26 protein-coding genes, 2 tRNA genes and 2 pseudogenes are annotated in these 25,111 nt (G+C 68.8%); 14 read left to right on the plus strand and 16 right to left on the minus strand.

Going from position 1 to position 25,111, the window contains the following annotated elements; genetic code table 11:
- Positions 1–14: 14 nt before the first annotated feature.
- From ACFTZC_RS16365 to ACFTZC_RS16380, 4 genes and pseudogenes are all read right to left on the minus strand, one after another.
- Complete coding sequence (locus tag ACFTZC_RS16365) at positions 15–1,655, minus strand: sensor histidine kinase (RefSeq protein WP_382890126.1); 1,641 nt, start codon at positions 1,653–1,655, stop codon at positions 15–17.
- On the minus strand, positions 1,652–2,407 hold the full coding sequence (locus tag ACFTZC_RS16370; protein ID WP_382890128.1) for a response regulator transcription factor: 756 nt from the start codon (positions 2,405–2,407) through the stop codon (positions 1,652–1,654). Before ACFTZC_RS16370 ends, ACFTZC_RS16365 begins: the two co-directional genes overlap by 4 nt.
- Positions 2,408–2,578: 171 nt before the next feature.
- Positions 2,579–3,493, minus strand: a complete 915-nt coding sequence (locus ACFTZC_RS16375) for an amidohydrolase family protein (protein ID WP_382890130.1) — start codon at positions 3,491–3,493, stop codon at positions 2,579–2,581.
- 1 nt (position 3,494) lies between these two features.
- Positions 3,495–4,405 (minus strand): annotated as a pseudogene (locus ACFTZC_RS16380) (DUF2797 domain-containing protein).
- 65 nt (positions 4,406–4,470) lie between these two features.
- Between ACFTZC_RS16380 and ACFTZC_RS16385 the strand changes: the two are divergent.
- Together ACFTZC_RS16385 and ACFTZC_RS16390 are read left to right on the plus strand one after the other, a co-directional pair.
- Positions 4,471–4,932 (plus strand): hypothetical protein, encoded by a 462-nt coding sequence (locus ACFTZC_RS16385; RefSeq protein WP_382890132.1) that lies wholly within the window; start codon positions 4,471–4,473, stop codon positions 4,930–4,932.
- A gap of 185 nt (positions 4,933–5,117) precedes the next feature.
- Positions 5,118–5,840: a dienelactone hydrolase family protein gene (locus tag ACFTZC_RS16390; protein WP_382890134.1), complete on the plus strand. Its 723-nt coding sequence runs from the start codon at positions 5,118–5,120 to the stop codon at positions 5,838–5,840.
- A gap of 194 nt (positions 5,841–6,034) precedes the next feature.
- On the opposite strand, the gene ACFTZC_RS16395 is transcribed toward ACFTZC_RS16390, so the two are convergent.
- The 3 genes from ACFTZC_RS16395 to ACFTZC_RS16405 form a co-directional block, all read right to left on the minus strand.
- The gene (locus ACFTZC_RS16395; protein ID WP_382890136.1) at positions 6,035–7,642 is read right to left on the minus strand and encodes a hypothetical protein; all 1,608 of its coding nucleotides are present in this window, start codon (positions 7,640–7,642) and stop codon (positions 6,035–6,037) included.
- Between the two features lie 153 nt (positions 7,643–7,795).
- Complete coding sequence (locus ACFTZC_RS16400) at positions 7,796–8,149, minus strand: hypothetical protein (protein ID WP_382890138.1); 354 nt, start codon at positions 8,147–8,149, stop codon at positions 7,796–7,798.
- Positions 8,150–8,163: 14 nt separating this feature from the next.
- Entirely contained in the window at positions 8,164–8,793 is a 630-nt protein-coding gene (locus ACFTZC_RS16405) for a signal protein (RefSeq protein ID WP_382890140.1), read from the minus strand.
- Positions 8,794–9,037: 244 nt separating this feature from the next.
- On the opposite strand from ACFTZC_RS16405, the gene ACFTZC_RS16410 reads away from it, so the two are divergent.
- Positions 9,038–9,682, plus strand: coding sequence for a dihydrofolate reductase family protein (locus ACFTZC_RS16410; protein WP_382890142.1), 645 nt, complete (start codon positions 9,038–9,040; stop codon positions 9,680–9,682).
- A 290-nt stretch (positions 9,683–9,972) separates the two neighbouring features.
- Here the strand turns inward: ACFTZC_RS16410 and ACFTZC_RS16415 are convergent, their stop codons facing one another.
- The 7 genes from ACFTZC_RS16415 to ACFTZC_RS16445 form a co-directional block, all read right to left on the minus strand.
- On the minus strand, positions 9,973–11,499 hold the full coding sequence (locus tag ACFTZC_RS16415) for an FAD-binding oxidoreductase (protein ID WP_382890144.1): 1,527 nt from the start codon (positions 11,497–11,499) through the stop codon (positions 9,973–9,975).
- A gap of 1,213 nt (positions 11,500–12,712) precedes the next feature.
- Positions 12,713–13,543, minus strand: coding sequence for a DUF4435 domain-containing protein (locus tag ACFTZC_RS16420; protein WP_382890147.1), 831 nt, complete (start codon positions 13,541–13,543; stop codon positions 12,713–12,715).
- Positions 13,544–14,875, minus strand: coding sequence for an AAA family ATPase (locus ACFTZC_RS16425; RefSeq protein WP_382890149.1), 1,332 nt, complete (start codon positions 14,873–14,875; stop codon positions 13,544–13,546).
- Between the two features lie 270 nt (positions 14,876–15,145).
- The gene (locus ACFTZC_RS16430) at positions 15,146–15,541 is read right to left on the minus strand and encodes a hypothetical protein (protein WP_382890151.1); all 396 of its coding nucleotides are present in this window, start codon (positions 15,539–15,541) and stop codon (positions 15,146–15,148) included.
- Positions 15,538–15,882, minus strand: a complete 345-nt coding sequence (locus ACFTZC_RS16435) for a hypothetical protein (protein ID WP_382890153.1) — start codon at positions 15,880–15,882, stop codon at positions 15,538–15,540. The genes ACFTZC_RS16430 and ACFTZC_RS16435 overlap by 4 nt, the downstream gene beginning before the upstream one ends.
- On the minus strand, positions 15,876–16,301 hold the full coding sequence (locus ACFTZC_RS16440) for an ATP-binding protein (RefSeq protein ID WP_382890155.1): 426 nt from the start codon (positions 16,299–16,301) through the stop codon (positions 15,876–15,878). The genes ACFTZC_RS16435 and ACFTZC_RS16440 overlap by 7 nt, the downstream gene beginning before the upstream one ends.
- 46 nt (positions 16,302–16,347) lie before the next feature.
- Positions 16,348–16,782, minus strand: coding sequence for an NUDIX hydrolase (locus ACFTZC_RS16445; protein WP_382890157.1), 435 nt, complete (start codon positions 16,780–16,782; stop codon positions 16,348–16,350).
- A gap of 89 nt (positions 16,783–16,871) precedes the next feature.
- On the opposite strand from ACFTZC_RS16445, the gene ACFTZC_RS16450 reads away from it, so the two are divergent.
- The 10 genes and pseudogenes from ACFTZC_RS16450 (at position 16,872) to xerC (ending at position 23,835) form a co-directional block, all read left to right on the plus strand.
- Entirely contained in the window at positions 16,872–17,660 is a 789-nt protein-coding gene (locus ACFTZC_RS16450; protein WP_382890159.1) for a GntR family transcriptional regulator, read from the plus strand.
- Positions 17,661–17,866: 206 nt separating this feature from the next.
- On the plus strand, positions 17,867–18,223 hold the full coding sequence (locus ACFTZC_RS16455) for a hypothetical protein (RefSeq protein ID WP_382890161.1): 357 nt from the start codon (positions 17,867–17,869) through the stop codon (positions 18,221–18,223).
- 1 nt (position 18,224) lies between these two features.
- Positions 18,225–19,598, plus strand: coding sequence for an FtsK/SpoIIIE domain-containing protein (locus tag ACFTZC_RS16460; RefSeq protein WP_382890163.1), 1,374 nt, complete (start codon positions 18,225–18,227; stop codon positions 19,596–19,598).
- 94 nt (positions 19,599–19,692) lie between these two features.
- Positions 19,693–20,334 (plus strand): DUF2637 domain-containing protein, encoded by a 642-nt coding sequence (locus ACFTZC_RS16465; protein ID WP_382890165.1) that lies wholly within the window; start codon positions 19,693–19,695, stop codon positions 20,332–20,334.
- A gap of 15 nt (positions 20,335–20,349) precedes the next feature.
- A complete protein-coding gene (locus tag ACFTZC_RS16470) occupies positions 20,350–20,538 on the plus strand; it encodes a mobile element transfer protein (RefSeq protein WP_365639555.1) in 189 nt (62 codons plus the stop codon).
- A 15-nt stretch (positions 20,539–20,553) separates the two neighbouring features.
- A complete protein-coding gene (locus ACFTZC_RS16475) occupies positions 20,554–20,751 on the plus strand; it encodes a hypothetical protein (RefSeq protein WP_382890167.1) in 198 nt (65 codons plus the stop codon).
- 14 nt (positions 20,752–20,765) lie between these two features.
- Positions 20,766–21,035 carry a hypothetical protein gene (locus tag ACFTZC_RS16480; RefSeq protein WP_382890169.1) on the plus strand — a complete coding sequence of 90 codons (270 nt, stop codon included), beginning with the start codon at positions 20,766–20,768 and terminating at the stop codon, positions 21,033–21,035.
- A 161-nt stretch (positions 21,036–21,196) separates the two neighbouring features.
- The gene (locus ACFTZC_RS16485) at positions 21,197–22,486 is read left to right on the plus strand and encodes a replication initiator (protein ID WP_382890353.1); all 1,290 of its coding nucleotides are present in this window, start codon (positions 21,197–21,199) and stop codon (positions 22,484–22,486) included.
- Positions 22,483–22,689 (plus strand): excisionase family DNA-binding protein, encoded by a 207-nt coding sequence (locus ACFTZC_RS16490; RefSeq protein ID WP_382890171.1) that lies wholly within the window; start codon positions 22,483–22,485, stop codon positions 22,687–22,689. Before ACFTZC_RS16485 ends, ACFTZC_RS16490 begins: the two co-directional genes overlap by 4 nt.
- Positions 22,686–23,835, plus strand: a pseudogene (gene xerC / locus ACFTZC_RS16495) (tyrosine recombinase XerC). Before ACFTZC_RS16490 ends, xerC begins: the two are co-directional and overlap by 4 nt.
- A gap of 81 nt (positions 23,836–23,916) precedes the next feature.
- Here xerC and ACFTZC_RS16500 read toward each other — a convergent pair.
- Together ACFTZC_RS16500 and ACFTZC_RS16505 are read right to left on the minus strand one after the other, a co-directional pair.
- Positions 23,917–23,989, minus strand: a tRNA-Arg gene (locus ACFTZC_RS16500).
- 173 nt (positions 23,990–24,162) lie between these two features.
- Positions 24,163–24,253: transfer RNA gene (locus ACFTZC_RS16505), tRNA-Ser, on the minus strand.
- Between the two features lie 228 nt (positions 24,254–24,481).
- Here ACFTZC_RS16505 and ACFTZC_RS16510 point away from each other — a divergent pair.
- Positions 24,482–24,955, plus strand: a complete 474-nt coding sequence (locus ACFTZC_RS16510) for an SSI family serine proteinase inhibitor (protein WP_382890173.1) — start codon at positions 24,482–24,484, stop codon at positions 24,953–24,955.
- Positions 24,956–25,111 lie beyond the last annotated feature (156 nt).

The following is a 25,111-nucleotide window of genomic DNA, read 5'->3' on the forward strand; positions in this document are numbered from 1 at the left end:
CGCGGGGCGCGCTGTCACGGCCGTGTGGTGAGCCTGTGCCCTGTCTGTGAGTCGTACGGGACCGGGCCCCGAGGCGCCTCCGCGTCCCGTGGGGTTGCCGCACCCTGTGGGGTTGTCGTGCCCCGTGGGGCCGGCGCGTACGGCAGCCGTACGGAGAAGACGGTCCGGCCGGGCACGCTCTCCACCGCCACGGTCCCGCCGTGCGCGGTGACGACGGCCTGGACGATCGCCAGACCCAGCCCGGTGGACCCGGCCGCGCGGGAGCGCGAGGCGTCGCCGCGCGCGAAGCGCTCGAAGACATGGGGGAGCAGCGCGGGAGGGATACCCGGCCCGTCGTCCCGCACGTCGAGCACCACCGAGCCACCGTCCCGGCGCACGCGGGCGACGACGGTGGTGCCGGGCGGGGTGTGCGTACGGGCGTTGGCGAGGAGGTTGACGAGGACCTGGTGGAGCCGGGAGGCGTCACCGTGCACGAGGGCGGGCGGCTCCTCGGGCCCCGGCAGCTCCAGCCGCCAGTGGTGACCCTGCCCGGCGGCGTGCGCGTCGCTGAGCGCGTCCACGACCAGCGGGGAGAGATCGGTGGCCTCGTACGAGAGCGGGCGTCCCGCGTCGAGCCGTGCCAGCAGCAGCAGATCCTCGACCAGCCCGGTCATCCGTTCCGCCTCGGCCTCGATCCGGCCCAGCGCGTACCGGGTGTCGGGGCCGGTCTCCTCCCGGCCGCGCCGGGTCAGTTCGGCGTACCCGCGGATGGAGGCCAGCGGTGTCCGCAGCTCATGGCCCGCGTCGGCGACGAACTGCCGGACGCGCGTCTCGCTCTCCTGCCGGGCGGCGAGCGCGGAGCCGACGTGCCCGAGCATCCGGTTGAGCGCGGCGCCGACCTGCCCGACCTCGGTACGGGGATCGGCCTCGGCGGCGGGCACCCGTACGAGCGGCGCCACCTCCCCGCTGTGCAGCGGCAGTTCGGAGACCTGGGTGGCGGTGGTCGCGACCCGCCGCAGCGGACGCAGCGCGACCCCGACGAGGGCCCCGCCGGCGATCCCGGCCGCGACCAGACCGGCGAGGGTGACACAGACCTCCACGAGGACAAGGGTGTTGAGGTTGTCCTGGACGTCCTTGAGCGGGATACCGACGAGGAAGTCGCCCTTGAAGCCCTCGATGTAGGTGACCCGGTAGTCGCCGAGTCCCGGCAGCGTGACCGTGTGCGGGCCGCTGTCCCGCGCGACGGTGGCGAGGGCGGCGCTCTGTGCCGGGGTGAGGTCCTTGTTCGAGACCGGCGGCCAGGAGGGGGAGCTCTTCTGCTCATCGCTGACGAGGCCGCGGCCGACCGTACCGTCGGCCGAGACCACCGCGCCGACGGTGCCGAGCGGCGCGCCACCGCCGGTGACCACCTCCAGCGGATCCTTGCTGCCGCCGGGGATCCCGCCGGGCGGCGGGGTGTCGGCGACGGCCCCGTCCCGGGGCCCCGCGGCGCGTTCCGCGACGGACCGCACCTGCTGGTCCAGCTGCCCGTACAGATAGGAGCGGAAGGCGATCGTGGTGACCGCCCCTATCACCGCGGCCACCACGGCGATCAGCGCGACCGCCGACACCACCAGCCGGGTCCGCAGCGACCAGCGCCGCCCCTTCACCCCTCTGGTGCCCTTCGCACGCGTCATCGCGGGGCGTCACCGGGCTCGCCGGGCTTGATCAGATAGCCGGCGCCGCGCCGGGTGTGGATCATCGGCGGGCGGCCCGCGTCGATCTTCCGCCGCAGGTAGGAGATGTACAGCTCGACGACGTTGGCCTGGCCGCCGAAGTCGTACGACCAGACCCGGTCGAGGATCTGGGCCTTGCTCAGCACGCGGCGCGGGTTGCGCATCAGGTAGCGCAGCAGCTCGAACTCGGTCGCCGTGAGGTGGATGGAGTGCCCGTCGCGGGTGACGTCGTGGCTGTCCTCGTCGAGCGTCAGGTCCCCGACCACCAGCAGCGACTCGCTCCGTACGGCCGCCGCCCCGGAGCGCCGGATCAGCCCGCGCAACCGGGCCACGACCTCCTCCAGGCTGAACGGCTTGGTGACGTAGTCGTCCCCGCCCGCGGTCAGCCCGGCGATCCGGTCCTCGACGGAGTCCTTCGCGGTGAGGAAGAGCACCGGCACCTGGGGCAGTTCGCGGCGCAGCCGGCCGAGGACGGCGAGACCGTCCATGTCCGGCAGCATCACGTCCAGCACCACGGCGTCGGGCCGGAACTCCCGCGCACCGCGCACGGCACCGGCGCCGTCCCCGGCGCTGCGCACCTCCCAGCCCTCGTACCGCAGGGCCATAGAGAGCAGCTCGGTGAGCGAGGTCTCGTCGTCGACGACGAGCACACGGACGGGGCTCCCGTCCGGCCTGAGCATTTCGGTACGCCCGCGGGGCGAGGTGAGGGTCATGGTGCCCACCTTGGGCAAGCGCTCTGAGAGAGACCTTGCCGCTTCCTGTGAATCCCCTGAGAATGCGTGGCCGCCGGGGCACGCGGCGCACGGGGCCCGCGACGGACACGTCATCCGGGCGCGTCGTCCGGGCATCGGCGGGCACGTCATCCGAACCCGGCGACCCTCACCTCATCCGAGCCCGAAGAGCCGGGCCCCGTTCCCGTGGCAGACCGCGCGCAGCCAGCCGTCGCCGAGCCCGAGCCGTTCCAGGGCTTCGAGCTGATGGACGTACGGGTACGGCAGGTTCGGGAAGTCCGTGCCCAGCAGGATCCGGTCGCCGAGATCGGCGAGCCGCGCCCGCTCCGCGTCCGGGAAGGGCGCGAACCCCTCGCTGAAGTCCGTGAAGGCCATCGTGGTGTCGAGCCGTACCTCACCGTACCGCTCCGCGAGATCCAGGAAGTCGGTGTACTCCGGCATCCCGAGGTGCGCGACGACCAGCCGCAGCCGCGGATGCGCCGCGAGCAGCCGCCCCACCGGTCCCGGCCCGGTGTGCTTCCCGGGCACGGGCCCGGAACCGCAGTGCATCACCACCGGCACACCGGCCTCGGCGAGCAGCCCCCAGGCTGGGCCGAGCAGCGGGTCGTTCGGGTCGTACGCCCCCACCTGGACGTGCGCCTTGAAGATCCGCGCGCCGCCCTCGACGGCTTCCCGCACATACCGCCCGACGTCCTCCTCGGGGAAGAGCGTGGCGGTCCGCAGACAGTCGGGCGTACGGTCGGCGAAGCCGGCGGCCCAGCCGTTCAGCCAGCGGGCCATGCCCGGCTTGTGCGGGTAGACCATCGACGTGAACGCGCGCACGCCGAACGCACGGAGCAGGGCGAGGCGTTCGGCCTCGCCGTGGCGGTAGGTGATGGGCCACTCCCGGCCGGTGAGGGGCCCGGCGGAGTCGAAGTAGGCCCACACCTTCCGCAGGACGCGGTCGGGCATGAAGTGGGTGTGGACGTCGACCAGGGCGGGCACCCCGATCCGCTCCCGGAACCGCCGTACGGCATCCACCTCGTCGCCCACCTCGTCGCCCACCTCACTGCCCATGTCATCGCCCATGTCAGAACAGCCCGTCCTGCACATCGCCACCGGCGCCCCGTACCTCCACGACGGGCACGGTGACCGCGTCCGCGCCGCCGCCCTCGACCAGCTCCCAGCCGCTCATGAGCCGCGTGTCCAGCACGACCACCTCCCTCTCGTCACCGGCGGGGGCAAGATGCAGATCGGGCCCGGCGGCGGCGACCAGCCGCCCCGCGACACTCCCTCCGTCGACCAGTTCGCCGACCACCCCGCTCACGGCCGCCGTATCCGTACGCTCCAGCCCGAACACCCCGGCGTGGTCGACGGCGCCGAAAGCCATCCGCTCCAGCGACTGCGGCCACCCCTCCAGCGCCGCCGCCCGGGCGTGCAGCCGCTCCACCTGGCCCGCCCGCTCGACCGCCCCCGGCAGCGCGTACCGTACGGCCCGCTTCGCCGCGTACGGGACCCGGTCCGGCACCCCGAGCCCCCTGCGCACCAGCTCCTCCGTCCGCCGCGCGGCCATCAGCGACCCCCGCCCGAGCCAGGAGAACGCCACCGCGCCCTGCTCCAGCAGCCGAGCGGACCCGCGCTGCTCGGCGGTGATCCCGACCTTCACCATGCCGGGCCCGAACCACGCCAGGTAGACGCGGTAGGTGCGCGGATCGTCGGCGAGGGTGTCGGCGGCCACGGAGTGCGCCCGCTCCAGCCGCGCACACTCCCCGCACCGCCCGCCGGTACTCCGCCCGGGGACCACCGCCCCGAGGGGGCACACATTCCCCCGCGCCCCGACGCACCCCCGCGCCCCGACCGCACGGAACCCCAGGTCACGCCCGTACACCAACACACTCTCCCGCCGCTCCCCACCCCGCTCCGCACCCGGCTCCCCACTCCGCCGCCACCGCAGCACGGGCCCCCGCCGTCCCACCGCAGCCCGTCGCACCGCCACGCCATCCCCGTACCTCCTCCTGTGCCGTGATGCCAGAATGCCGTCTTCGACGGGCCGGAAGGACACCCCCATGAACAAACCGAACACGGCACCCGAAGCGGACTCACCCAAGCACCCCCAGCCCCCGGCGTTCACCCGCTACCAGAGCACGGTCCGGAGCCCCCGCGGCCACTACCCCGGCGTCTTCGCCCTGGCCAACGGCCTGGCGAGGCGCGGCGCCCTGACCGAGGAGCAGTGGCGCTTCTGGCGGGCCGGCAACGACTGGTACGACGCCAACTACCCCGACCCGTCCACCGTCGACCCCCTGGTCTACGACCCGGACCACAACCCGGGAGCGGTCGCCTGGTTCAAGTCCTCCCCCGAGGCGGAGCCACTGATCGCCCGCCTGTCCGGCTACCTGGAACTCCTCACGGCGCACGGCGTCGGCTGGCACGAACTGCGCTCGACGGACCCGGGCAGGGTGGTCTACGAGGACGCGTACCAGGTGGTCGTGGTCCCGTACGGTCCGGACGCGGCCCGGAAGGGGCGCTGACCGCCGCGCGAAAACCCGTTGGCGGACCACGGCGGCCACTGCTACCTTCCCGGAGGCCGTGCGAGAGAACGAGGAGGTGGTACCCGTGAACGCAGTATCGACATGGGTGCTCCCCTCCGGGGTCACGGTCGGGCGATAGGTCGCCCGGGGAGCGCCGTTCACGAGCACTCCCGAAAGGCACGACCATGCGATTCACTTCTGAACATCGCCTCGACGACGGCGTCCTCGAACGCGAATTCACCCTCGGCGAGATCCCCGGCACCCTGTGGACGCCCGAATCCGCCGCACCCGTCCCGCTGATCCTGATGGCCCACAACAACGGCCTGCCCAAGGGGGAACCCCGGCTGGTGGCCCGGGCCCGGCACTCCGCGTCGTACGGCTACGCGGTGGCCTCCATCGACGCCCCCGGATGCGGCGACCGGCCCCGTTCCGCCGCCGACGAGCAGGCCCGCGCCGACCTCCGCCGGGCGATGCGGGCCGGCGAGCCGGTCGACGAGATCTTCGAGTCCTTCATCGGCCCGCTGGTCGAGAAGACGGTCCCGGAATGGCGGACCACCCTGGACGCCCTCCTCGCCCTGCCCGAGATCGGCGGCCCGGTCGGGTACTCGGGATGGACCGCCGTCGGCATCCGGCTGACGGTGGCCGAGCCGCGCATCGCGGCCGCCGGTTTCTTCGCCGGGGGGTACGTGCCCCACGCCCAGCGCGAGGAGGCCCGGCGGGTCACCGTTCCGCTGCTGCTCCTGCTGCAGTGGGACGACGAGGGGAACCCCCGGCAGCGGGCCCTGGACCTGTTCGACGCCTTCGGCACCGAGGAGAAGACGCTGCACGCCAATATGGGCGGGCACACCGGTACCCCGTGGTTCGAGGTGGACGACGGGAACCGGTTCTTCGGCCGGCACCTGAAGTGACGCCGGGCCGAAAGGCCGGCAGCGGACGGTAGGCGGTGGGCGCTGTCCGCCGGGATGCCGCTCGTCGAGGAGAGGTCCCGGCCGAGGAGGGCCGGGACAGGTCCCGGCCCTCCTCGATGACGGCGCCCGGCACCGCTTCGGCTCACGACGACGGGTTTCTCCGGCGCACCTTCACGGCCGGTGCCTTCCACCGATCAGGCCGAGGACAGCTGTTCCGCGATCTCCTTGATCCAAGCGGCGCTCTTCGCCGGGTCGTTGAGGGATTCCGCCCACGCTTCCGGGGACAGCCGCTGGTTGGCGGGGCCTGATTTGAGCGCGACGAGAAGGGCTCTGGCCGATTCCCGCATGTGGGCCGAGGTATCGCCGCTGCCCTTGATGTCCGCGCCCGCGGCCAGTCCGTAGAGTTTACGAGCCATGGCCTGGCGCTCGCCGTTCTCCACCTTCTTCCAGAACTTCAGGGCCTCCTTCAGCGCATCCTCGCGGGAGGCGGGCTCCGCCGGGGTCTCGTCCGCCGCCCAGCGTTCGGGGTGGCGGGCACCGTCGTAGCGCTTCTTGCCCGCGCGGCCCGCCCGGTAGGCGGTGACGCCGAGGATGAGGCCGGCCGCGCCCGCGGCGAGGCCCCAGCCGACCGGGTTGCTCGCCAGCCCGGCACCTCCCGCCGTGGCGGCGACCGCCGTCACGACGCCGCCCGCGGCCTTGGTGGACTCGCCCACGGCGGTCAACGCCTGCTTGCCCATCTTGTTGCGCTGCTTGCCGAGCGCGTACGTGTGCACCGTGTCCATCGTGTTCATGTCCTCGGCCTGCCGGACGTCTCTCGCGGCGTCACGGGCGTCACCCATCGCCGTCCACGCCACGTCGATGGCCTCCAGGACGCGGTCCAGCCGGTCCTCGCCCTCGTGGCCCCATTGGGCGTCCAGCGCGACATACGCCTCGGCCGCGGCCCACTCGGCCTGCTGCCGCGCCTGGTTCAGCCGGGCCAGTGCCTCGTCGTCGACCCGGTCCGACTTCCCGAGCCCTTTCAGGGCGCGGTATTTGCGGGCCGTCAGCCCGACCCGGCCCGCCGCCCGGGCCCCCTTCACCGCGCCGACAACACCGGAGCCGATGCCGCTCGCCTCGGACGCCGTCGCGGCGCCCGCCGCCTTCTGGGCCTTGGTCAGCTCCTTGGCGATACCGAGGGCGTAGCTTCCGGAGCTGGCGGCGCCGACGACCGCGTCGGCCGACTTGGTGTTGGCCTTCTTGTCCGCTCCGTGGAAGGCGGCCCCGTCCTTGTGCTTCTTGGCGTCCTTCTTGGCCTTGGCCGCCTCCATGCCACTGAGCAGGGTGCCGGCGGCCTCCGTGACGAGGTTCCCCGACGCGGCGGCGGTCCCCGAGGAGCCGGCGGACTGCTTGAGCCCTTCGTTGACGGTGGCGGAGGCCTGCTGGGAGAAGCCCGCGTTGGCGGGCACATGGACGCCCTTGACGAAGGTGTCGATGAGCTCGAAATTCTTCTTGAGCTTGTCGAGGATCCCGGCGATCCGGTCGCGGTAACTCTTCGACCCGGAGGCCGCGTTGCCGTTCGCGTTGCCGTTCGCGTTGCCGTTCTCGTTGCCGTTCTCCGGCGCCTTCCCCTTCGCGGTACCCCTGGCGCGCTGCACCATCGCGGTCGCGGCTCGGTTACCGGCGCTGGACTGGATGTCCAGTAAGGCGTGCTCCGTCGAGATCCCGGACACACTCCCGTCCCGACTACGGTCCCGGCGCTGCTGGTTCGGCATCGGAGCAGCCACGGACTGCCGAGTTGAGGGGCGGTAGACCGGGGTGCTCATGGACGTACCTCTCCTCAGCCAGATCGGGGCGAATGGAGATTAGCCAGGCATGGCCAACAGAAGGGGTGCAGCGGGGAAACTCTTCGCGGATAGCAAGGAACGCGTTGTGACAGCGCCTCGCGTGGCACCCGTGTGCCTCTGCTGGGCGCCGACCTACCCGAAGACCCGTAGCACCCACTGATCGAGCCGGGCACCGAACGCCGCCGCCGAGTCGATGCCGAACGCCGGCAGCATTCCGGCATCGTCGAGATCCGCGATGAACTCCACATCGGCCCAGCCACCGCGGAAGAGCACTACGCCCAGCTCGGTGTCCGCCGGACCGGAGATGCGCACGCCGACCGAATCGGGATCACGTACCAACTCCCGGTCGGTCTCCAACTGCGGTGGCCATGGCGCGGCTTCGTCCCGCCACGTCGTCCGGCCGACGGCGAGTCCGGCCTCCAGCCATCGTGCGACGCGCTCATCGATCACCGCGGCCGCCTGATCGAGGTCAACGACTCGTTCCATGGGCAGATCCTGTGTCACCCTGACGCGGCGTCCACCGTCAGCGTGTAGTCCACACCGGTCGAGAAGTCGCCGGACCGGCCACGGATCGTCAGTGTGTGCCGGCCGGGTTCCAGCGGGGGCAGTTGGACCCAGAGTCCGCAGCCGATGGTGGTGAAGCGGCCGTCCGTACCCGTGACGGGGTTACCGGCAACGCTTCGCACCTCGATCGGCTCTCCCTCGTAGATGTCCGACGCGAGCTTCCTGCCGTCCAGGACAGCGGAGCCCTCGGCCGTCCTCATGAAGCCCGCGCAGTCGGCCGGTTCACCGACCCGGTTCAGGAGGGGGAAAGCGATGGGCATCCCGGCGGGGATGCCGCACGTGCGCTTGGCCCGGGTGCCGAAGGTACCGGCCAGGAACCACACGTCCTCCGGCTGGTTCCGCTCGCACGCGCTTCCGTTCTGATCGGCGACCGGATTCGTCCGCTCGGGCTCCGTCGACGCCCAGGTCCACCATCGGCCCTGCAGCGTCCGGGACGAGAGGCGACCTTCTCCGGCTTCTCGGGCTTCTCGGGCTTCTCCACCTTCTTGGCCCGCCCTGGTCCCGCACCCCACGAGCGCGGCCAGCATCACAGCCGTGAGCCCCGCCCCGACCGTACGGATCTTCATGAGTGCCCCTCCACCCCCTCGCACGAATGCTCCGACTCCCCAGCCGTCATGCGATACAAGCGGTCACCTTAACCGGGAACCGGCACCGAACCCGCACCTCTCTGATCCGCCGCTACGGGGGCCGATTCCTCGCACGCCGTGGAAAAAGTCGCGCGTCGCTGTCGATCCGGCCACCTCCCGTTCGACGTAATGGTGTGCGGCGCTCCGCCGCACGATGACGCGACAGGACCTGACGAGGACAGACATGGATCAACTGCTGAGAGTGATGAACTTCAACGTCTCAAGTGACGGAATCGCAGCCGGTGAGGCCCAGAGTTTCGAGCGGCCGTTCGGCTTCGACCATCCCGATAGGCTGTTCGCCTGGGCCGGAGCCACGGCGAGCTGGCCCATGCGCACGGATTCCGGCGGGAGCCGGGGCCTCGACGACTACTTCACGCGGGACTTCGCGCGCAACATCGGTGCCGAGATCATGGGCCGCAACAAGTTCGGACCCCAGCGCGGGCCCTGGCAGAACCATGAATGGCGCGGCTGGTGGGGGGAGGAGCCCCCGTTCCGCACGCCGGTGTTCGTCATGACCCACCACACGCGTCCGTCGTTCACGCTCTCCGACACCACGTTCCACTTCGTCGACGGCGATCCGGCCACGGTCCTCGAACGGGCGCGGGAAGCGGCGCAGGGCAAGGACGTCCGACTCGGCGGCGGGGTCACCACCATCCGGCAGTTCCTCGATGCCGGCCTCGTCGACACCCTGCATGTGGCGGTCTCACCGGTAAGGCTGGGGTCCGGACTGCGGCTCTGGGAGTCCCCCGACGAACTGCTCGACCGGTTCCACCTGGAGGTTGTGCCCAGCCCGAGCGGCGTGACGCACCACCTGTTCTGGCGAAGGTGAGGCGGGGCCCCACGTTCAGGCTGCGACGGTGAGGGGGCATCCGCCCCAGCGGATGCCCTTCCACGCGAGAGGCCCCCGGATTTCTCCCGGCCTGCGCAGCCTGCCCTGCACGATACGCCTGCCCGCAAGCAGAAATCTTCACTCTGAACGAGCAAAGGGATCGTCAGCAATCCGACGATCCCTCATGCAAGACCGAGGTTAACGACACCCCTTCGACTTCGACTGCGTCGGGCCCTTCCTCGTGAAAGGCCGAGCCCGACCGGGGCGGGACCCCGACGGCGAACTGTCGATCAGCGTGACGCGGGCGGGATGCTCTGCTCGTACTGGAAGACGTTGCTGGGGTCGTACTTCGCCTTGATCTCGCGCAACCGCTCGAAGTTCTGTCTCCCCCAGTAGGCGGTCTCCCACTCCTGCATGCCGACGTTCGGCACGTTGACGTAGGCGCCGTCCACGAAGCGGCGCATCGCCTGGCTGAATTCGGCGGTCCAGGCCTGGCACTCCGAGGTGAGCGGGTCGCAGACGCCTGGTGTCGTCGAAGGAGTCCCCCAGGCTGCGCCGATCTCGCCGTAGAAGATCGCGTCGCGGTGCACGAACGCGGTGCCGCCGCGAGGCTCCTCCTTGATCGCCCCGCCGAAGGCATCGACGAAGTAGTTGCTCTCCTCCGTGGGAGCGTTTCGCATGAAGTGGCCGATGACGTCGATCGCCTTCTTCGGGAACAGCTTCTTGGCGAACTGTGAGAAGAACTTGACGTTGGCGGGCTCCTGCGAGCGCGGGACCTGGGCTTCGGCATAGATGGGGCCCCAGTTACCGACCTCCACCTTCACATCGGGCGAGCCGACCGACAGGATCGGGGCCAGCAACTTTCTGGCCTCTGCCTCCGTGCCCTCCGCGAGCCACCCGAACAGCAGGATCTGGGACTTGTGGATCTCGACTTCGGACCCGAGGCGGTTGTCGGCGAACGGCACCGTACGCTGCCATGCGTCGAAGATCCCATGCAGGTCCGTAAGGCCGTCCCAGGTCGCCTGCACATAGGCGATGCGCTTGAGCGGGTGCACCTTGTAGGTGAGTTGCGTGACGATTCCGAAGTTGCCGTTTCCCGCCCCACGGAGCGCCCAGAGCAGGTCTGAGTGGTCATTCAGGTCGGCACGGATCACCTCGGCGCAGTCGTGACCCGACGGAACGACGATCTCGGTCCCGATCAGGCTGTCACAGGCCATGCCGAGATAGCGGTTGAGGGGGCCGAGGCCGCCGCCGACCGTCGCACCGACCAGGCCCACGCTGCCCTCGCTTCCGGTCGTGACCGCGAGGTCCCGCTCGGCGAGCGCCGTCACCGCTTCCAACTGGGTCAGGCCGGCGCCGACCGTCGCGATACGAGCGTCGGTGTCGATGTGGACCGACTTGAGCTGGCTGACGTCGATCACGATGCCGTTGTCGATGTTCGACCAGCCCTCCAGGGCGTGGCGGCCGCTGCGTACCCGCAGTGCGACGTTGTGCTGCCGCGCCCAGGTGAGGGCGTTCACCACGTCCTGGGTCTCCTGGGCGAAGACGATGACCAGCGGGTAGTGAGAGAACAGCTGGTCGTAGTCGATGCGGTCATCCGTGTACGAGGCGTCACCGGGGCGGACGACGCGACCGGTCAGCTCCGCAGGCGGACATCCCGTCGATCTTTTGGCCGGGTCGCTCGCGGCCAGAAGGCCCGAGGTGCGCGCGGCCGCAATGTCCGGCGCGCCTGCGGCCGTAAGGCCCGGGATGACGACCGCCCCGGCTCCGGCGGCCGCTGACGCTCTGAGCAGGTAGCGGCGGGAAAAGTCGCTCAAGGTCCAGATCCTCTCGATCAGGCTACGCCGCTACGCTGAGGGAGCCCTTACCCGCCAGCCGCCGGGCAGTCCTTTGTGGGTCGACGCCCGCACCGTAACGGGGCGACCATGCGGTGTTTCCCGACACGCCAATTGATGGCGATGACAGCACCCTGAAGGAGTAACTCAGCGGGATCCCGGCATAGCCGGTTCGGGATGCACCGCGTCCTGCTCGAAGCTGTTCCTTGGTCCAAGCGGTCAAAATACGCGGGTGCTCTCGAAGATGATGGGCCGCAAGGCGGACCTGTCATGGGGCGATTCGCGCCTCCGCGCGAATCACCCCAAGGCCACCACGGGCAACCGTCAGGAGGATCGCTCCGAGGCGACAGCAACCAGGCGGGCGGCCTGACATCATCCGTTGATGTCAAAGGCCCCGCCGGGCGAACCGGCGGGGCCTTTGACCTGTGTGCACTCGGCAGGATTCGAACCTGCAACCTTCTGATCCGTAGCTCTACAGAGATCGGTCAACGACGGCTATACAGGCTCCTGCTGGGCGCCTGAGGGCCACCGCCGGACATGGCAGGTCACTGTGGTTGCGGTACTCCCCTGCTGTACCGCAACCTCCGACCGGCACCCAGGTTCCGCGTAGGCGGGGCAGGTCCGGAGGAGCCCCCGGACCTGCCCCGCGCGGCGCAATGCGCCAAACGGTGCTGCTATGGCGCGGGGTACGGCGCTGCACTCGACCACGGCGGCGCCACGGCGCCGACACAACCTGGCTCGGGCGCAGTCGGTATCGGCCCGGAGAATCGATGCTGAGCACCGTCTTAGGAGAGAGGAGGGGGCGTTCCGCCGCTGACCTGCGCGTTCGATACCTGCTGAGGCGGCTGCAAACTCGACTGCAGGACACCCCTGTTGACCGTGGCTGACCCCTGCATCTGGCACGGCGGTGGCACGAACCTCGCCGACGACAGTCAGCCACGACGGCGGGTGCGACGGCCGACCAGGCGCGCGTGTGCCTCGCTGCACCCCCACCGACCTCAGCCACGCTACCGATTTGTCGTCTACCAGATGCAGCCGCGACGGCCGACTCGTGATGACGGTGAGGGGTCCGCAGCTTGGGACCAGCGATCATTTGGGAGCGGTTCGGGCGAGGCTGCGGGCATTTCCGCCTGTTGGTCTTTTGCACTCTGACTAAGTGGGGTCGCTGCACACCAAGCCCACCAGTGCGAGTGGCTCAGTTATCAGGGATTAGTTTCAGCTGCTCTTGCTTCTCCCACGAACGAAGCGTGCTGTAGACATTCGTCGTTGAAAACGCTTGCGCGTCAAAACTGAGCCTAAGCATCTTCTCGATGACATCTCTTCCGAGCGTTTGCGAACGCCTGCGAATGGATGCATCAGAGTCGAGGAGTGAAGTCAAATCATGGCCGCAGGATATTTCAGTCTCCGGAGACTCAGTGCTAGTCGTTGCGATCGAAAGGAGGGCATTGACATCGAGACCCTTTGTTGCCGTCAAAGTGCCGATGCAGGACTCTAGGTTGAACGTCCCGTCTTGCTCAATGTATCCGCCAGCATCAAGGGTCTTGAAGCCGAGTTTTCCCCCATTCTGTAGACTCCACAGGCGCATTTTCCCTATTGTTGCCGCATAGGAAAGAAGTCGCTCCCTGGTGCGCCTCATTTCCCTTTCGTCGGCCTCGCGCTCGTAGAGTTCCGCGTAGAAATGGGAAAAGGCTGGTGATGCGCTGATCATGATTTCAGTGTCATGATGGTCGACCGCGAACACATTTTTTACTGCCGGAACCCCTAAAAGTCGGTCGAAGTCGGCATCGCATATTCCGAGAACCCCGGTGATCCCCCGACTTGTTACCATCCCTATGGCTGCCAGAAGGTTAGACTTCCCCTTACAGTGAATAACGCGTGCTCGCGGCGACGGAATGAAGAGTCTTCGAAAGAGGCGTGTATCTGTTGCCCCTTCCACGAGAACGATTGGCCCGGACGTTCCAGATCTGAGCATGCCGACTTCGTTGGCGATTCGAACAGGATTGCTCTGATGCTGCTGCAGGGCCATCTACTCACCATCACTTAGTTCGACCGTCAGATCCCAGCGATCATTAATGATCGAAGGACTATGCGTGGCGACCAAGAACTTGAGTTTTGCTAGCTCGGCAATTTTGAGCAGATCCGGAATGAAGTCATTCTGCCAAGACACGTGCAGAGATAGCTCCGGCTCGTCAATTAGCACGAGTGTTCCGACCTGTTCTCTGAACAGGAGGCCATAGGTCAGGACGATCTCCTGTTGCTCCCCTGAACTCAGTGACTCGAGACTCAGTTGATGACCTTGCGTTGAGACGATTCGAAAACCTTGCTCACGGTCTACAAAGAGACGCTTGCGTCGAAATTTTGCGGTAATGACCTGCAGGAACAACTCGATCTTTTCCGAAATTTTGTCGAGCTGAGAGAGCTTATCGCGAACATCCGCCAAGTATAGGTTCAGTACACGCCGCTCGCCGTCGTCCAACTCGCGCTGAGGCAGTTCGAGCTCCGCGTCCCGATCCAGCAAGCCGGATTCAACATATCGAATCCGTCTGTCCGCCTCCTCGTTGTAACGCTTTCGAATTGAGTCCTCTCCAGGAGTTTCGATATGGATGGCTGGATCAAGCAGCCTTGCGGGAAAGGTACTGTCGAGCTTTTGTGAATAGTTGCTATACTCTGCCAAACTCTGCTGAATTCGCATTGAAAGGTCTCGCGCGAAAGTTCGCACAGTGGGAGTCATCGGTGTTTCGCGAGGCTGTCGATATTTCGCGGGTCGGTCCTGCGAACCGCTAGTCAACCGCTCCGTCCGGATGAAGAAGACCGGAAATTTTGCCGTCAGGGACCGCAGCCAGTCGGGGCTCTTTACGTGTGCCGGCATGTGGGAATACTGACTCAGTCGATCTCCATAGCGATCAATTACGCCATTTAGGTCAAGCGTGTCTCCAGCTACCATGTCGAACCATTCATTTGCTCCTGTTTGATTGAGCTCGTGAACGATATCCTCGATCACGCTTTTCGGAATTCCGAGGTCTGCGGCGCTCTGGCCCAGCGTCCACGGCGGGTGAACCAGGTGATCCCCACCTTCGGTCAGTCGAAATTCGAGAGACGTTTTTCCATTCGCTTGGTCAGCCTTTCGCGCAACGGCCAGAGTTTGACCATTGGAGAAACGGGCTTGTAGGCCAGAGAAGTGAATTGACCGTAGCAGCGAGAACCGTCGATTGGCGAGGGCGTCAATTATCTTCAGCACCGTCGTCTTGCCGACTCCATTGGCGCCGTGAAGAAGGGTTAAGCCGTCAATTGTGTTGAACTGGATGACATGCGTGAATTCATCGAAAAGATTCTCGATGCGTAGCTCGTACAGATCCATGCGCTGAGAGTAGCGGTTGGGTGCGATGTGCAGGCCGCTTTGAGGGCAATTGGTCATGGTGCTTCATCAAGATGACAGCGAGGGTCTGCCCTCTCTGGCTGGACAGTGGGATGGGAGCTGTCCTAGCCAAGGGGGCACCACTGATCGCTTTGGCGCGGCACGGGCGCTGGCCGGGCTGGAGCGGGGCGGAGACAGGAGCGCAGGCCCGGCCGGGGGCCGGGCCGCGCGCGGGGAGCGGAGCGAGCCGTCTTGAAACCGTAGAGAAAGTTGTTACTCACGCTGGTGTTGGGGCTGTGTGTACTGCTCTGCGCAGGCTGGGAGGTTGAGGCCATGGCGGGTGGCGAGTTTGAGGTAGGTCATGGGGCGGGCGGTCCATTGGATGGTGGTGCGGCTGTCGTGGAGGGTGACGGTGCACGGCTGGCCGCTGGTGAGGGTGTGGAGGTCGTTGCGGTGGTCGGCTGACAGCCAGTCCCAGGCCCTGTCGCGGGCGTCGGGTTCGAGGGATGAGGCGATAGTGCGGACGGCGACTCTGATCCATCGGATGGCCTGTGTGGCGGTCTCGATGGCGATGGAGTCGATGAGGGTCGGGGCTTGGGTGGTTGTTGGGCGGCGTATCCAGCATGCGCATTGGAAGGCGTGGGTGAGTATCGGTGCCGGTTCGGTCATCGGGCACTTCCCGTGGGGCGGGCGGAGAGTACGTAGCGGGTGATGTCGTCGTGGAGGGTGAGTACGTAGGTCTCGCCGTGGGCCAGGGTGGTGCGGGCTCGTTCGTGTTCGGCTTCGTCGGTGAGCCAGTGGTGGCCCGGCTGTGCGTAGGGCTGGTCGAGTTGGTCGGTGAGGTCCTGGACGCGGCTGTGGAGCCAGCGCAGGGCGGTGCGGGGGCTGTTGGCCGGGTGGGAGTTGAGCCAGATAGTGCGGGCTCCGGGTGTGTGGGCGCTGGCCTCGCACCAGTAGCCGGCCCTCGGTGCGCATGCCGTTAAGGGGCGCGTCTCGGTGGGCGTCACCACGGGTGGCCTCCGGGATGGTTCGTGAGGAGTTCCGCGGTGACCGTGTGGCCCTGGTCGTTGCCGTGGATGGAGACGCTGTGGGCGAGCGTGCTGACCATGTCCAGGCCCCGGCCGCGTAGGGCGTCGTCGTCGGCGTAGGTGGCCTTGGGGGTGGTGTCGCTTCCTCCGGCGTCGGTGACGGAGACGGCGATCACGTGATCGGAGAGGGCGAGTGCGATGTGGAAGACGCCGGTCTCGGTGCCGCTGGCCGTGTAGAGGAGCGCGTTCGTGCCCAGCTCGCTGACGATGAGGGCGATGTCGTCGGCGTTGGGGTGGCCGCTGAGGATGTCGCGGGTCCATCGCCGCGCTCTGCTGACCTCTTCCCGGAAACCCGGGCAAGTCAGCCCCCAGACCCGCACCCTGCTCGTATACTCGTGCATACAAGTTCCTTTACGCTGGTGGGCGGCTATGGACCGTTGGGTAGTGCTAGACGAGTTTCACGCCGTCGTGGGCACGGACGGCAGGCGGGGACACCTCGTCAAGGGCGTCCTGCACGCGGATCGCGTACGCCTCGTCGACCAGCTCCGCCACCTCGTCACGGGCGACCCAGCGCAGGGCTTTGGTCTCGTCGCCGGTGGTGGGCTGCCCCTCGATCGCCTGGCAGCGGAAGACGAGCGAGACGATCAGGCCCGTCATGTTCTTGTAAACACCAGTCAGGGTCGCCGGGAGGGCGATCTTGATACCGGTCTCCTCCAGGACCTCCCGCTGCAACGCGTCGGGCAGCGTCTCGCCAGCCTCGACCACGCCGCCCGGCGGCTCCCAGTGCCCGTTGTCGCGTCGCTTGATCAACAGGGCGCGACCGTGGTCGTCCACGATCACTCCCGCGACGCTCACGGAATGGGGGCGTTCGGCTGTGGTCACTCTCGGCGTTCCTCGTCCACGGGGCTGGCTAGGCTCTTCACCGTAGCAACAGGACTCAGCCTCTTGTCTAGATATCCAAAGGAGTACACATGGCCGCACTAGCTTCCGGTCTGCTCGGCTCGCTGGACCCGACCAGCGACCGGGCCGTCTTCCGGCAGATCGCCGATCACCTGCGAGAAGCCATCGACAAGGGGCGCTTCGCCGAAGGGGCCAAGCTGCCCTCGGAATCCGAACTGGTGGAGCACTTCGGCGTCTCCCGGATGACCGTCCGCAACGCACTCTCCATGCTCCAGAGCGAAGGACTCGTATCGTCCGAACACGGCAAGGGCGTCTTCGTCCGACCACGTCCGCCGGTACGGCGACTGGCTTCCGACCGGTTCGCGCGGCGCCACCGCGAACAGGGGAAGTCGGCCTTCATCGTGGAGGCCGACGCGGCCGGCAGCCGCCCGGAGGTGGACAACCTGGAGGTCAAGGAAGAGCGGCCCTCGGCTGACGTGTCCGCCCGGCTGAGTGCTCCCCGGCGCGTGCTGGCGCGGCGGCGCCGGTATCTGCTCGACGGGCGGCCGGTCGAGTTCGCGGTGTCGTACCTCCCGCTCGACCTGGCCCGTGACACCCCCATCGCCCAGCCCAACCCCGGCCCCGGCGGCATCTACGCCCGACTCGAAGAACTCGGCCACCACCTCGACCACTTCGAGGAAGAGATCCGCGCCCGCATGCCCTCACCCCAGGAAGTCAAGACGCTGCGGCTCGCCTCGGGTGTGCCGGTGATCCATCTGATCCGCACCGCCTTCGACACCAAGGGCCGCGCCGTGGAGGTGTGCGACACCGTCATGGCCGCCGACGCATACGTCCTCAACTACCACCTGCCCGCGACGTAACGACCGGGAGTGCACGGGATGCTGACGAAGCCTCCGGAGAGCACGCGTTGTCGGACTCGTATGCACCGACAGGTCAACTCGTATAGACGAGTGGGCAAGATGTGTGGCACAGTAGGTCGCGTTCCCGTACGTCGCCGATTCAGAGCGCATCTTGTATAGACGAGTAGATGCCATGGGTCGGGGCTGATCCTGAGGAGAGACATCCCGTGCGTTCCATCCGAGTTGAGACCTCCACCGCGACGATCCTGCTGACCGAGACGCCTGAGCCGAAGGTCCGCGACCGGCAGACCGGCGAGATCGCCAAGGACGCGGTGAGCGGTGAGGCGCTGATGAAGGTCGGCGTCGTCTACATCGACGAAGGTGAGTCGTCGCTCATCCACGTCACCGTCCCCGAGAGCGGAGTGACGAACGGCCTGGCCCTGGGAATGCCGGTGTCACTGCCGGGGCTGATCGCCCGACCGTGGGAATCGGTGTTCAACGGGCAGCAGCGTCACGGCATCGCCTACCGCGCCGCCGCCCTCACCGCCGGGGCCGTACCCGCTACGGCCGGTGCGGGAGCCTGACGTGTCCGACCTGCTGACCGCGCTGATACTGGGCGGTTCCGTCGTCGTACTCGGCGCCGGGGCCGTCCGGGCCCGGACCCGGCATCCGGCCGTGTACTGGGCCGTCCTCGGCCTTCCGCTCTCCGTCGTACGTGTGCTGACCTCGTACGGATCCGTCATGGACGCCTGCGGTCTCACGGTCGCGCCGTCCCGTCTCCGGGCGCTGGCCGTACGGGCCGCCACCCGGCGGGAGATACGGACCGTACCGCCCCGGCGGGGGCTCATCCGGCCCACCTCGACCGGGCTGCGGTTCCGGCTCCGCCTCGCCCCCGGTCAGGAACCGGCGGACGTGGCCGCGTCCGCCGAACGGCTGCGCCACGCCTGGGGCGTCCACGCCGTGTACGTCGCCCCAATCAAGCCGGGCGTGGTCGAACTGCGCCTGGTCGGCTTCGACGTACTGACCCGCGTCCGGATGCCAAGGACGGGCACCCCGGATGAGCTGCGAATACCCGTCGCCCTGCGCGAAGACGCGCTGCCCTTCGTACGGGACTACCTCACCATTCCGCACCAACTCACCCTCGGCGCAACCCTGTCAGGCAAGTCCATGTACCTGCGCAATCTCCTCACCGGCCTCGCCCGGCAGCCCGTCGCCCTGGTCGGGATCGACTGCAAACGCGGCGTCGAACTCACACCCTTCGCGCCACGTCTGTCCGCCCTCGCCACCGATCCACACGAGGCAGGGGAGCTGCTGCCCGTGCTCGTCAAGGAAATGGAGGACCGGTACGACCTGGTCAAGGCCCGGCAGGGCATCGCCCCCGGCACCCGAGCCGAGGACATCACCTCGGACATCTGGGGACTCCCGGAGAACGAGCGGCCGGTACCGGTCGTGCTGTTCGTGGACGAGGTGGCCGAACTCTTCCTCGTCGCCACCAGGAAGGACGAGGAGCGGCGGGACGAGATGGTCACCCAGCTCATCCGTCTCGCCCAGCTCGGCCGCGCCGCAGGGATCTACCTGGAGGTGAGCGGGCAGCGCTTCGGAGCCGAACTCGGCAAGGGCGCCACCATGCTCCGCGCCCAGCTCTCCGGCCGCGTCTGCCACCGCGTCAACGACGAAGCCTCGGCCAAGATGGCGCTCGGCGACATCGCCCCCGAAGCCGTCGGCGCCGCCTGCTCCATCGCACCTGAACGCCCCGGCCTGGCCGTCGCCGGGGACACCTCCGGCGGCTGGACCCGTATCCGCACGCCGTACCTCTCACTGAGCGAAGCCGCCGCCGTCTGCCGGGAAACCGCCTCGCTCGTGCCCGAACTGCCCGCCTTGGCGCGCTTCCGGCCCGCCGTGCCCGCGTACGAGATGGCCTCGCCCGTGCCGGCCTCGCCACGAACCGCCCTCGGCTGACCGCCACCCCGCTCCACCACGCCACTGATCGGCACGGCGTCACCGCGCCGATTCCCTACCCCCGCCATGCCCGAAACCGAAAGGAGGTCCCGTCATGCGCCGCTCCCTGGCCCGGGTCGACGCCGTACTCGTCCAAGCCGTGATCGCCGGTGCGCTGTCCTTCGCCCATCTGCACGACCTGGCCGAAGCCGCCGGACAGCACGGGTGGAAAGCCTGGGCCTACCCGGTCTCCGTCGACCTGCTGCTTGTCGCGGCCTGGCGGCGGCTGCGCTCCGGGCACGCGATCGCGTCCGGCTGGTGCTGGTTCCTCACAGCCCTCATCGCCTCCCTCGGCGCGAACGTCGCCACCGCCGGGCTCCTCGACCTCGACGCCATACCGGCCTGGCTCCGCGTCCTCGTCGCCGGATGGCCCGCCATCGCCTTCCTCGGCGGAACTCTCCTCGCGCACACCCCCGACCCGACCGCACCGGCCCCGGCCGTCGAGACGCCTGAGCCCGCCGAGACACCCGAGCCTGCCGAAGAACCTGCGCCCGAACCGCCCCCGCGCCCGGCGCCGAGTCCCGCCGCGCCAACCGTCGCACCGAGCGCCGTCCCGGCCGCCCTGGTGGAGCACGCCCGCAAGGTGGCCACCGCCCATCAGGACCGCACCGGTGAACCCATCGACACCGACACCCTGCGCGCCCGGCTCGGCGTCCCCCCAGCACTCGCCCGGCAGATCGCCGCCCAACTCGCCTGAGAGGACAGCCCAGCCATGCGTCCCAAGCGTTTTCGCAACCTCACCCGGATCGGCCCGGTGCAGGTCGGCACCGCCTACGACAACCGGGGCCGTGAGAAGCACACCGCAGCCTGCACCGCGCCCCGCTGCGGCTTCTCCGCCGACTACGACTCCCGCGCCGCCGCCGAACTCGCCGCCCGCACCCACCGCTGCCCCGCCCGCTGACAGGAGATACCGACCGTGACCGTGTCCCTGCCGCTCGTCCTGGTCCTCGGCGTCATCGCGTGGACCGCGATCAAGTTCCTCGGCATCCGCCTCTGGGTCGTCGCCGTCATCGCGCTCTTCGGCTTCTACCTCAACCAGACCTTCCTCGCCCCCGCCATCGACTCCGGCACCCGCACCGGTGTCGACATCGTCAACGGCACCGACCAGCGCTGAAAGGACCAGCCGCCATGCTCCTGCGCCCCCAGCTCCCCAGCACGCCGCCCCTGCCGACCCCGACCGTCCATCAGCCGGCCGCGCCGTGCGCCTGCCAGCACCAGGCCCCCGCGCCCCGGAGCCGATCCGCTCTGCCGATACCCGGCACCGGCGCCATCGCCGCCGTACTCGTGGGCGGGGTCGTCGCCACCGCGCTCCTGGCCGCCGTCGCCGTCACGGCCGTCTCCGTGGCGGTCGCCGCCGTTGTCCTGCGCTCTCTGCTCACCTCCCAGCGTCACCGCTGAGCGGCCCACCGGGGCGGCCTCGATACCGCCAAGCATCCACCGCCCCGGTGGGCCCATCCCCTCCGCCCGACACCCACGCCGGACCAAGGAGCAGCACCATCGTCTCCCGCGACACCTCACCGCCGCACACCGAACTGCGCCGCCTCGCCACCTACGGCCAACTGCCCGGACTCCTGCGCCAGCTCACCACCCTCGGCGGCTGCACCCGGCCCATCCGCCTCACCGGGCACCGCACGGAACACCACCTCGACGCCACCACCGGCGAGATCGGCCCCGTACTCCACCACCTCGAATCCACCGCGCTGCCCGCCGGACAGCTCCTCGTCCGGTGCAACAACCGCCGCACCACCCGCTGCCCCACCTGCGCCGAGACCTACCGCCGCGACACCTACCACCTGATCACCGCCGGACTACGCGGCGGCAAAGGCACCCCCGAACAGGTCGCGCATCACCCGCGCGTCTTCGCCACCTTCACCGCCCCCAGCTTCGGCCCCGTCCACAACCGCCCCACCGGCCGCCCCTCCTGCCGCTGCGGCACCACCCACCCCACCGACGATCCCGCCCTCGGCACCCCGCTCCACCCGAACTCGTACGACTACGAAGCCGCGGTGCTCTGGAACGCCCACGCAGGGGCCCTGTGGCGGCGCTTCTCCATCTACCTCCGCCGCGAAATCGCCAAGCGCGCCGGACTCACCCAACGCGCCTTCCGCCAGCACGCCCGCGTCTCCTTCGCCAAAGTCGCCGAATACCAGCGACGCGGCGCCGTCCACTTCCACGCCGTCATCCGCCTCGACGGCCCCGACGGCGGCACCACCCCGCCCCCGGCCTGGGCCACCGCCGAACTCCTCACCGACGCCATCGAATCCGCCACCCGCGCCGCCCACGTCACCGGCCCCGTCCTCGACGGCCACGCGCACACCTTCGTCTTCGGCCGCCAGCTCGACGTACGCACCATCCGGGGCGCCGACTTCGCGGGCAGCACCGAACTCACCGACCGCGCCGTGGCCGGCTACATCGCCAAGTACGCCACCAAGGGCGCCGAGACCGCCACCGGCACCCTTGACCACCGCATCCGCCTCCTGGCCGAACTCGCCCACACCGACCTCACCGAACACGCCCGCCGCCTCGTCCGCACCTGCTGGGACCTCGGCGCACGCCCCGACCTCGAACACCTCCGCCTCCGCGCCTGGGCCCACATGCTCGGCTTCCGCGGCCACTTCTCCACCAAAACCCGCCGCTACTCGACCACGCTCGGCACGCTTCGCGAGGCACGCGCCGCATGGCAGCGCCTCCAAGCCGCCTTGGCACGCGTGGAGGACCCCCACGCCCCGGGGCCCTCCACGCTCGTCCTCTCCCGCTGGGAGTACGCCGGAAACGGCCTCACCCGAGACGAAGCCTGGCTCACCGACCAACTCCACCCCGACCGCACCGAAGGAGAACCGTCCCGATGACCACGGTCACGATCACGCCGAAGTGGCACACGACCGCCGAGGTCGCCTTGATGCTCGGCTTCGGCCTCTCCAAAACCAAGATGCTCGTCCTCACCGGCGAGATCCGCTCGGTCAAGGTCGGCCGCAACCGCCGCATCCTCCCGGCCTGGGTCGACGAGTACGTACAGCGCGTCGCCACCGCAGCAGAGGAGAAGGCAGCATGAGCGGGAAGCGCGGTAACGGCGAAGGATCCATCTACCCCTACAAGAACGGCTTCGCCGCGTACGTCTGGGTCGACACCCCCGACGGGCAGACGCAAGCGGAAGTACGTCTACGGGCCGAGCCGGGACATCGTGCACGACAAGTGGATCCGGCTGCACGGTGAGGCCAAGAAGGGGCCTGTGGCGACCCGTCACCGTACCCTCGGCGCCTTTCTCACGTACTGGCTCGACTCCATCGTGAGGCCGAATCTCGCCCCGCTCTCGTACGTCTCGTACGAAGGCTCCGTACGGCTCTACATCGCGCCGCACCTCGGCACGAAGCGCCTCGACAAGCTCACCGTGCGGGACGTCCGCGAGTGGCTGACCAAGCTGGCCGGCATCTGCCAGTGCTGCGCGCAGGGCAAGGACGCCAAGCGCGCTCTGCGGGCCGCCCTGTCGCACGCCGTGGTCGAGGAGGAGATCGGTAAGAACGTCGCCTCCCTGGTCAAGGTCCCCAAGCCGCGACGCCGCCGGATCAAGCCGTGGTCCGTGGCCGAGGCAGGCCACTTCCTCGCCGACGGAGTGGCCCGTGACGATCACCTGTTCGCGGCCTGGGTGCTGGTCCTCTGCCTGGGGCTGCGCCGGGGTGAAGTACTCGGTCTGACCTGGAAGTCCATCGATTTCGAGACCGGTGAGCTGTACGTGGACCACCAGATCCAGCGGGCCGGACGGCAGATCCTGCACCGCGAGACCAAGACGGAGGAGTCGGACGACTTCCTGCCGCTGCCCGCGCTCTGCCTCAAGGCCCTGCGCATGCGCCGTGCCCAGCAGACCGGGGACCGGAAAGCGGCGGGTGATCTCTGGCAGAACCGGCACGATCTGGTCTTCACCACGAAGTACGGGACGCCGATCGAACCGGGGAACCTCACCCGCATGTTCGCGTTGCGCGCCCGCCGGGCCGGCCTTCGGGTGATCCCGCTGCGGAACACCCGGCACACATGCAGCTCGCTTCTGGTCGCCCTCAAGGTGCATCCGAAGATCGCTCAGCGCATCCTCCGGCACTCCCAGATCGCCATGACGATGGAGGTCTACGCGGAGGCGAGCGAGGAAGAGGTACGCGCGGCCATTGGCAGGCTGTCGGCGGCCATGAGTGGGAGCGCCACCGACTAGGCGAAGCCTGTTGCTGTACTTCGCTGCTGTACGGCCCAACGCGAGAGGCCCCCGGATTTCTCCGGGGGCCTCTCACCTGTGTGCACTCGGCAGGATTCGAACCTGCAACCTTCTGATCCGTAGTCAGATGCTCTATCCGTTAAGCTACGAGTGCTTGGCGTTCCGGGCTTTTCTTCCCGGTCGGCGTTGCGGGAACAACATTACATGACCTGCGGCGTCAGGTGAAATCCATTCCCCGCACCCCCTCTGACCTGCAGAGATGGCGAAAACCTCGGACGAACGACCGAAGCCCCGGCCGTGGGGCCGGGGCTTCGGTGATCGACGCTGCGGAGGCGGAGGGATTTGAACCCTCGATGGGCTTTAAGACCCAAACCGCATTAGCAGTGCGGCGCCATAGACCGGACTAGGCGACGCCTCCAGCTTCCGTGTCGCGCGGGCGCGAAACGGGTGCGTGCAGATGATGACACAGCCAGGTGGGGTGTCACCAATCGCTCCTCACGGTACTAGGCAGGTGGGCCGCAGGGCAAAGCACATACCCGTGCGCAACGCCGGGGGCCGGCGCGCGTTAGGCAGGGGGCCGGGCGTGGGGCCCGGCGTATGCCGTTGTCCGTTGTCCGTCAGGTCCAGGTCACTGTCAGGAGCCCTCATGCTGCGTCTGCGTCTCCTCGCTCTCGGTGTCGCCGCGTCCGCCGCCCTCGTCGGTACGTCCGCCGCCGCCACCGGCGCCCCGCTCGCGCCCGTACCGCTGCCCCTCGCCGAGGAGGCCTGGCCGCAGGAGGCGGCGGCACCCGGGGATCAGCTCACGGTCAGCGTCGCCGGTTCCGGGGCCGCCGCGGCCGACGGTACGTACCGGCTGACCTGCCGGCCCGTCGGCGGGACGCATCAGCGGGCGCGGGCCGCCTGCGACCGGCTGGCGGAGCTCGCCCGGGAGAGCCGGGATCCCTTCGCGCCGGTCCGCCGGGACGCCGTGTGCACCATGCAGTACGGCGGTCCCGCCACCGCCCGCGTCACCGGGACCTGGCAGGGCCGCACCGTCGACGCCGCCTTCGACAAGAAGAACGGCTGCGAGATCTCCCGCTGGCGGACGCTGGAGCCCGTTCTTCCCGGGGCCGGTGAGTAAGGACCGGCGGACCAGGACCGGGGGCGCTGCGGGCCCCGGGCGTACGTGATGTGACCATGGCACAGGCCACGCGCACCCGCCCCGGGCCGCGGCCCCGGCGAGAGGTACCCCTCATCGCCGCCGCTGCCCCCGTCCCAGCCCTTAGACTCCCATCAG

Origin of the sequence: Streptomyces sp. NPDC056987, from assembly GCF_042673865.1 — a bacterium.
In the GTDB taxonomy this organism is placed as follows: domain Bacteria; phylum Actinomycetota; class Actinomycetes; order Streptomycetales; family Streptomycetaceae; genus Streptomyces.